The following is a 6000-nucleotide window of genomic DNA, read 5'->3' as shown; positions in this document are numbered from 1 at the left end:
CCGTGGTGCTGGCGAGGAGCGCTTCGCGGATCAGGAAGCCGTCAGAGTCAGACCTCGTCGAGCGGGATACGGATCGTGGTCTCCTCGTCGTCGCCTGACAGCTGGGCGACCATGTTGGTGTTGAACACGTGGTGCTCCTTCGGTGGGTCGTTTCGAGCGGGCTTATGGAGCAGGGCTAGACCCGGCGCTCCCCGCCGTGCCCGCTGACTTCGGCGGGCACGACAGGCAATGCAGGATCTATTTGCCGTTGAGGTGTGCATCGAGGTGGGCCGACCAATCAGGCAGCCGTCAGGCCGTGACCTGCGTCAGCCGGTGCGGGGTGCGGATCCCCCCCCGTCGGGGAGGAGCTCGCCGGTGTCCTCGAAAATCACGAGCTCGTTGCACAGCAGGCTCCACCCCTGTTCCGGGTGGCTGGCCACGACGCGGGCGGCCTCGCGGTCGGAACTGTCTGCTGACGGACACGTCGGAGTGTGCCGACACGGGTTCGGCAGCGGGCTGGGGTCGTCGAGGGTGCTGTCGATGGGCATTGACCCTCCTTCTCAGGAAGCGAGCTCGGGGCTGTCCCGGGCTGGACGTGCATGGACCGCCCGCCTAGAGCGGTGGACGGAGGCTTGTCAGTCGAGAGGTAGGTCAGCGAGCCCGGAGAGCGGAGAGGTATGCCTCCTGCAGCCGGACGAACCTTTCGTGCAGCGGGGAGCCGTCTGCGCAGTAGGGGTCGCTCTGGCAGGGCGGGCAACCCTTGCTGTGGGCGCACCAGGCACCGCTGGCGGCCATGTAGAGGGTGTGGAGGCTCTCAGCCACTAGGGCCATCCGTTCATTGGTACGTGGTGGATATCAGTGACGCGATGCCCGGCATCCCACGCCCGGGCGGCCACGAGCAGAACGAGCGTGAGCGGATGGGCCAAGCCGCATACGGTCACCGCCCGCGCCGCAAGGTGCTGCGCAGCGCGGGCGGCAGATATGCACCGGGTCAGGGCTGTCGCCGCTCGGGCGCCACAGCGTGTGGCCGAGCGGGTGCCGGAGGGGGCTCCGTGCGCCCGTCACGCTCGTGCGGGGTCGGCCGCATCGGCAGCGTCAGCAGACCGAGTGCCTTGCAGGCGGGGCACGTCCAGCCGGTGAAACCGAACCGTCCACTGCACGTGTCGCACTGGAGGGTGTTGCTCTCCGGGGCCGGAGCGACGCCACCGCAACGGCACTTCCAGAAGCCGCACAGCCCGCACGCTTCGTCCGCCGACCGGAACGTCAGCGGGCGGGTCAGGAGCAGCACCGGCTGGCGGTCGTGATCCGGCATCATTTCGGCGAGAGTACGGCGGGCCCGACGGCCGGCGAAGTGCGCGCGGGTGTCGCCGTCAGCGGTCAGGTGGTCGACGAGCTGGCGGAAGGACATGTCGGTCTCGTCCCGCTCGTAGCCGCGCCCATCGTGGCCACCGCGATCGTCCTCGCGGCCGATGTCGTCGATCTTCCCCACCCACGGGACGGCGGAGAGCCCGGCCCGGTGCTCGGGTCGTGTGGGGGTCAGTGTCATGCTGCTCATGCGCGTGTTGCCCTTCGATCGAGGGTGACGTGCGAAGACGCACCCCCGGGGGCCTAAGCCCGGGGGTGCGTCGTTCTGTCGGGGCCTGCGGCCTTTGTGACTGCTGTAGGAGTAGCCGCGGGTCCGGCCGCCGCGGATTATTGCGGGGCGGCCGGAGCTGTGGTCGTTCGTGCCGGCGCGGGTCAGCGTTGGGAGCTGTATGTACCCAAGGGAAGATCTGGACTGCGGAACTCTGAGACGGCCCCAGGCGGCGGAATTCGGCAGACGTTGCTTAGTTCCTCGATCGCGGTGCCGCTGCGCTTGGCCGTCGGTTGCGTGCCAGCTGTGCTTTCGTGGTGTTGTGTCCACTCCGCTGTGTCGCGTCGTCGTGCCATGGCCGCCCGATGACGTGCCAGCAGCGCGTTGCTGGTGCGCTCGTCCTCAAGCTCCCTGTCGCGATGCGGCTGCGAACGCTTCAGCTGCTCGTACAGCGAGGCGAGCCGGGCCCCCTCGGCGCAACGTCGGGAACCGACGCAGCATTCTGCCGTTCGGCTCGCCTGACACTTCTTGATGTGCTCGGCGTAGGAGGTAAGGGCGTTGTCTGCGCTCACCTGCGTTGCGCTCATTCTGCTAATGGGCTTGAGTGCGGGCGCGGGCGGCTCGTAGTGCTGGCGGCCAGAGCTACGGCCTGCGGTTTCCGCGCTTCCGTCCTCTAGGCGTCTTTGCCAGACCTCGAACGGGACGTCGACGCTGACCAAACGGTTGCTGCCCTGGCAGCGGGCCGCTGCATCCTTACGTGCGACTCCGGTGTCGTGCGGAACGATTTTCTGCCTTTTGGCCTTGATGCCGGTAATTGGCACCCAGGTCTTGCAGTCGGGGCAAATCAGCGATGCGCAGGAGGGGCGCAGGTCGTACTGATGAGACCCAAGGGCGGAGACGGCGAGCACCGGGCGAAAGGCGGTGTTCCGTGAACGAGTCCGGCTCTTGCGGTAGCGGGCAGTGGGCTCAAGGGGCAAAGCAGCCATGTGAACTCCTTACAGGCTGGCTGATAGGGGGCATCGCGCCCTGTCGGCCTCCATTTCGCACGGCAAGACGGCGTTCCGTGGATAGGGCTGCGGACAGCGCTGCGACGCGGACAGGGCCGCCGTGGGGTCAGGCCCGGGGGAGTTTGATGCAGCTCTCTGAAACCCCGGCGACCGCGAGAGGCGGGCAACTCTCCCAGCTAGAACGAGTCAGCTGACGGCGGACTCGGTGAGGTACTTGTCGACTGATGCCCTTCGGATTCGCAGTCCTCGTCGACGGGCCGATCCGCTACCGAGTCGGTGCGCGCTCAGGCGCCCTTCACGGACTAGGCGGCGAACTGTCTGGGGATGCAGTCGCAAGATTTGCGCCACTTGGACGGCGTTCAGTAGTTCGTTCTCCGAGGTCTCGCCCACTTGTGTCTCCAACCTTGAAGCCTTCTCCCCTAGGGGAGCTGTGGTCATTGAAGCCTACTCCCCTAGGGGAGTCAAGCGCCCTTAGTGAACGCGGCTGACTCCCAGCAAAAGAGCCCCTGTCAGCAGGTGCTGACAGGGGCTCGGGAAATGCTGGGTCAATCAGTGAAGTCGTACTCCATGATGAAGCGGGAGGCGTCGAGCAGCATGATGTTGACTTCGACAATTCGCCCGGCCTCGTCGGCTGCGGTGCGCACGATGTGCATCACAGGGGTGCCGGCTCCCATCTGGAGGCGATCGGCTTCTTCCGGGCTGGGCATGCGCGAGCGTAGCTCCTCGCGAAAACGCCGGGGCTCGTGCCCGAGGTCCGCCAGGCGCGCGTAGATGCCGCCTGCTCCAGTGTCAATCTGCATGATGGGTGAGCCGGCCACGATGTCCATGGGTAGGTAGGACGCGGCAGTCATCACTGGGACGCCCTCCACCGTATAGATCCTCGAGCGCTTGCAGACCTGATCCTCGCTGGTTAGGTCCATCGTCCGGGCGACCTCGATAGATGGAGAGGTGGCAACTGGCACTTCCGTGACAGGCGTCATCGGTCGGTCGTGAACGTCGACCGACCACATCGACTGGCCTCCGCCCCAAAGCTCTTTGGATAGCCTTTTGGTTGCGTTGCGGCGGATGGGCCGGAAGGAGCGGACGAAGAACCCCTTGCCATGTCGGCTCTCCAGAACCCCTTGATCACGCAGAGAGACGAGCGCGTTCCGAGCGGTCATCTTCGAGACGCCGTGGCGCTCTTTGAGTTCCATCTCGCTGGGCACTTTCTGGCCAGAGCTCAGGGTGCCATCGAGGATCATGGCCCGCAGCTCTGCTGCAATCCGCTGAAACGCGGGTTGTCCGCGATCTTGCGGCGTCTTCTCGGCTGGCAAGAAATCCTCCTCGTGACTCTCCTAGGGGACCACGCTAACGCTCGCCATGAGTGCTTGCGCAGGGGCCTCCGGTGGCGAGGGTGAACCTTCCCTCCGTGACATACTCCCCTAGGGGAGTTTATGATGACCTGACACACGATCGAAGAGCTTGCTCCAAATGCCATGCCCGTCGTTTCGCGCCTGATCCCTGGTGCTGAAGAGGAGCTCCCGTGGGCCACAGGGTCGGTCCAGGCGTTGCCCGTTCACTCGTCCTGCCGCCCCAGAAACGCAGAAGCGGCCCCGTCGCCACAACGGGACCGCTTCCTTAGCTACCGACTCGTAGGCCTGAACACCCGAGTCGTGTCCGGTGAGGTGACCTCACCGGGGTGATGCCAGTGGACCTTACGGTCCCCACAATCACGTTTACCCAGGATAAGCGTCTTGCTGCGCGCGGAGCCGCCATCGGGGTATCTCGTTGGGTCACATTCACAGGTCATGGCTCCCCTAGCCAGGGATCTAGCCTTGCTGTACCTCGTGCGCGCCTGCGCAGGGCCTTCCATCGCGCCCTCTTTCGCGGGCTGCCGGTTCGCCCATTTTTCCACCACTTCTCTATGGGTGACAGCCGCCCCTCACTGCCACCGTCCGGGCGCACCCTCGCTAGCCGCCCTCTCACTCGTTGAACGCGGACTCACGCGATCCGTAGCGTCTATCTCGGTGAGTGACCTCACGGCCGGAGATCTTCCGCCATCGAAGGCACTGTGAGTGCGGCCGTGGCAGAAGCCTCCGCTATCTCCTCGAGCGCCCACTTCGCGACCGATGGCTCTCCTGTCATGCCGGTATCGCTGGTGCTCGGCATGTCTCAGAATGTTGCGCACACGCGGTCGCGGCAGGCGGAGCCGCATGCGTGGCTGCGTTCTGTGGTGTGGCTGGTGAGTGCTGGTCTGCATCCGCGGTCGGGGCCGGCCACGCTCGTTGTCGCCCGTGATCTGGCATCTCGGATGGACTACCGGCGCGGTCTCGTCATGTACGGGCTGGACGGGACCGTCCAACGCACCGGCTTGTCCCGGGCAACGGTGAAGCGCCACGTCGCAGTGCTGCGGGAGCTGGGTGCACTGGCGTGGTGGCGGCACGGGTCGAAGCGGAACCTGCGCATGCCTGGCCGGGCCTACACCGCTACGGCCACGATCTACGCCGCTGTCATCCCGCCGACCCACGACATCGCTATGGGGCACCGGTTGACCGGATCCGGCTACCAGGCTCGAGTGTGTGGGGTCACAGAGGCGGGCCGAGAGCGAGCGGTAGCGGTGGCCCAGACGAAGCGGTCCACGAAGCCTGTGGATAGCCGGGCTGTGGATAGGTCCTGCCCAGGGGTGCGTGAGCCCCATTCTCCTGGTCGTTACCACCGATCACCTGAAGTGCAGGTTGAGAGTGGTAGTAAAGACACCTCGCGCCAGCGCGCGAGCCGCTCCACCGCATCACCCCTCCCTGACAAGAGCAGCAGCAAGGGGCGAGGGCCTCGACGGACCGCTCGACAGGTGCAGCGTGGTATCTGGATCACCAGGCAGGTGCGGGCCCGTGTTCAGTGGACCCAAGGTGTCCGGCTGCGACGCCTCGAGTACGTGCTGCGTCCACTGCTGGACCCTGGTCTGGATGCTGACACGATCGCGGCGGAGCTCCACTCCTGGATGTTGACCTGGCGCCCGGCCCGCCCGGCTGAGTACATCCGTGTCCAGCTGGCCCGACAGGCATCCGCCGAGCACACCGCAGCGGCACTGGAGACGCCCGAGCTCTGGGACAACGACGCGGCACCCGGGGCATTCACCGCTCCCCGCCAAGACCTGGTCCGCAGCGTCCTGGACGGACTTGCCGCCGGTATGGCCGCCTACTCCGCCCGGCAGACCGAGCAGGGCCTGGACGACCTCACCGATGCTGCTGCCGCGTTTCTCGGCACCACCACCTCGACGGGAGTCCTCGCATGACCGAGATCAGCGGTGTCGGCCTTGCCCGCGTCGCCCTCCGCGCAGCCCAGGCCGCAGCAAAGACCGCACCCCAGCCCAAGCGCCGAGCAGGCGCATCCGTACCACGCCGCGTTGCGGGCAGCGGCGGGCAGGGAACCTGCACGCGTGCGCGGGGAGCAGACTGAAACCGC

General features: G+C 66.4%; 6 protein-coding genes. 1 reads left to right on the top strand and 5 read right to left on the bottom strand.

Annotation, left to right across the window (positions count from 1 at the left end):
* Positions 1-305: 305 nt before the first annotated feature.
* The 5 genes from ACFWFI_RS05715 to ACFWFI_RS05695 form a co-directional block, all read right to left on the bottom strand.
* Positions 306-527, bottom strand: a complete 222-nt coding sequence (locus ACFWFI_RS05715; RefSeq protein ID WP_387385897.1) for a DUF5999 family protein — start codon at positions 525-527, stop codon at positions 306-308.
* 443 nt (positions 528-970) lie between these two features.
* Positions 971-1534, bottom strand: a complete 564-nt coding sequence (locus ACFWFI_RS05710; protein ID WP_387385895.1) for a hypothetical protein — start codon at positions 1532-1534, stop codon at positions 971-973.
* A gap of 182 nt (positions 1535-1716) precedes the next feature.
* Positions 1717-2538 carry a hypothetical protein gene (locus ACFWFI_RS05705; RefSeq protein WP_387385893.1) on the bottom strand — a complete coding sequence of 274 codons (822 nt, stop codon included), beginning with the start codon at positions 2536-2538 and terminating at the stop codon, positions 1717-1719.
* 207 nt (positions 2539-2745) lie between these two features.
* Positions 2746-2997: a helix-turn-helix domain-containing protein gene (locus tag ACFWFI_RS05700; protein WP_387385890.1), complete on the bottom strand. Its 252-nt coding sequence runs from the start codon at positions 2995-2997 to the stop codon at positions 2746-2748.
* Between the two features lie 107 nt (positions 2998-3104).
* Positions 3105-3872 carry a GntR family transcriptional regulator gene (locus ACFWFI_RS05695; RefSeq protein ID WP_387385888.1) on the bottom strand — a complete coding sequence of 256 codons (768 nt, stop codon included), beginning with the start codon at positions 3870-3872 and terminating at the stop codon, positions 3105-3107.
* A gap of 1514 nt (positions 3873-5386) precedes the next feature.
* Between ACFWFI_RS05695 and ACFWFI_RS05690 the strand changes: the two genes are divergently transcribed.
* Positions 5387-5830: a hypothetical protein gene (locus ACFWFI_RS05690; RefSeq protein WP_387385884.1), complete on the top strand. Its 444-nt coding sequence runs from the start codon at positions 5387-5389 to the stop codon at positions 5828-5830.
* Positions 5831-6000: the final 170 nt, after the last annotated feature.

Origin of the sequence: Streptomyces sp. NPDC060209, from assembly GCF_042728155.1 — a bacterium.
Taxonomy (GTDB): domain Bacteria; phylum Actinomycetota; class Actinomycetes; order Streptomycetales; family Streptomycetaceae; genus Streptomyces.
The sequence above is the reverse complement of the archived record's forward strand: the minus strand, read 5'-3'. Positions and strand labels throughout refer to the sequence as shown.

What these genes read in the sequence shown, in the direction of transcription:
- ACFWFI_RS05715 (WP_387385897.1), bottom strand. Translation starts at nt 527, where the DNA reads ATGCCCATCGACAGCACCCTCGACGACCCCAGCCCGCTGCCGAACCCG.
- ACFWFI_RS05710 (WP_387385895.1), bottom strand. Translation starts at nt 1,534, where the DNA reads ATGAGCAGCATGACACTGACCCCCACACGACCCGAGCACCGGGCCGGG.
- ACFWFI_RS05700 (WP_387385890.1), bottom strand. Translation starts at nt 2,997, where the DNA reads ATGACCACAGCTCCCCTAGGGGAGAAGGCTTCAAGGTTGGAGACACAA.
- ACFWFI_RS05705 (WP_387385893.1), bottom strand. Translation starts at nt 2,538, where the DNA reads ATGGCTGCTTTGCCCCTTGAGCCCACTGCCCGCTACCGCAAGAGCCGG.